1 protein-coding gene is annotated in these 1,694 nt (G+C 68.3%); it reads left to right on the forward strand.

The features are described from left to right. Window positions 1-1,694, forward strand: a 1,694-nt coding sequence (locus A5744_RS23350; protein WP_139331477.1) for a condensation domain-containing protein, incomplete at both ends; no start/stop codon positions are given.

Raw genomic sequence — 1,694 nt, forward strand, 5'->3', positions numbered from 1 at the left:
TCGTTCACCCAGAACCGGTTGTGGTTCTTGGACCAATTGCACGGGCCCTCACCGGTTTACAACATGGCGGTGGCCCTGCGCCTGCGCGGGCCGTTGGACGCCGGGGCATTGGGCGCCGCGCTGGGCGATGTGGTGGCCCGGCACGAGAGCCTGCGCACCGTGTTCGTCGCCCCGCACGGCCAACCGCAGCAGGTCGTGATGCCGGCTGAGCGGGCCGACTTCGGCTGGCAGGTCGTCGATGCCGCGGGCTGGTCGGAAAGCCAGCTGTCGGCGGCGATCGAGGAAATGGCGGGCTACGCATTCGATCTTTCTTCCGCGATTCCATTGCGGGCGCGGCTTTTCCGCGTCGGCGAGGATGAGCATGTGCTGGCCGCGGTGGTGCATCACATCGCCGCCGACGGGCTCTCGATCGGCCCGCTGGTGCGCGATCTGGGCGTGGCCTACGCCAGTCGCGCGGTGGGACAGGCTCCGGGGTGGATGCCGTTGCCGGTGCAGTACGTCGATTACACGCTGTGGCAGCGCGCGCAATTCGGTGAGCTCGACGACAGCGAGAGCCGCATCGGCGCCCAATTGGCTTACTGGGAAGGCGCTTTGGCGGGGATGCCGGAGCGCCTTGCGTTGCCGACCGATCGGCCCTACCCGCCGGTGGCCGACTACCGGGGGGCCACGGTTGCGGTGGAGTGGCCCGTCGAAGTGCAGCAGCAGCTGCGCCGGGTGGCGGCGGAACACAACGCGACCAGCTTCATGGTGATGCAGGCCGCGTTGGCGGTGCTGTTGGCCAAGATCAGCGCGACAAGCGATGTGGCGGTGGGGTTCCCGATCGCCGGGCGGCGTGACGCAGCCCTGGATGACTTGGTCGGTTTCTTCGTCAACACCTTGGTGCTGCGCCTGGACGTCGCCGGCGATCCCACGATCGCCGAATTACTGGCGCAGGTGCGCCAACGCGGCCTGGCCGCCTACGAGCATCAGGATGTGCCCTTCGAGGTATTGGTCGAGCGGCTCAACCCGGCCCGCTCATTGGCCCATCACCCGTTGGTCCAGGTGATGCTCGCGTGGCAGAACTGGCAGGACAGCGATCCCGGCGGGATAGCGCTTGGTGATCTCGAGGTCAGCCCGCTGCCGGCCGATACCCATAGCGCCCGCATGGATTTGACGTTTTCGTTGGCCGAACGCTGGACCGAGGACGGCCAGCCCGCCGGGATCGGCGGAAGCGTGGAATTTCGCACCGACGTCTTCGACGCGGCCAGCATCGAAACCCTCATCGAGCGGCTGCAGCGTGTCTTGCTGGCGATCACCGCCGATCCGACGCGGCGCCTTTCCACCGTGGATGTGCTCGACCCCGGGGAGCAGGCCCGCCTGGATGGCTGGGCCAACCGCGCGGCGCTGACCCAACCCCCGAGCGCCACGGTATCGATTCCGGCAGCATTCGCCGCGCAGGTGGATCGCTCACCGCACACCGTGGCGCTGACGTTCGACGGGCGCAGTATGACCTACGGCGAGCTGGACGAGGCGTCGAATCGCTTGGCGCACTTGCTGATTGGCCAAGGCGCAGGGCCCGGGCGGCGCGTGGCGCTGCTGCTGTCGCGCTCGGCCGAGGCGATCGTGTCGATCCTGGCGGTGCTGAAAACCGGTGCGGCGTATGTGCCGATCGACCCGGCGGTGCCGGACGCGCGGATGCAGTTCGTGCTCGGCGA

The sequence above is a fragment of the Mycobacterium sp. IS-1264 genome (assembly GCF_001954195.1).
Lineage (GTDB): Bacteria > Actinomycetota > Actinomycetes > Mycobacteriales > Mycobacteriaceae > Mycobacterium.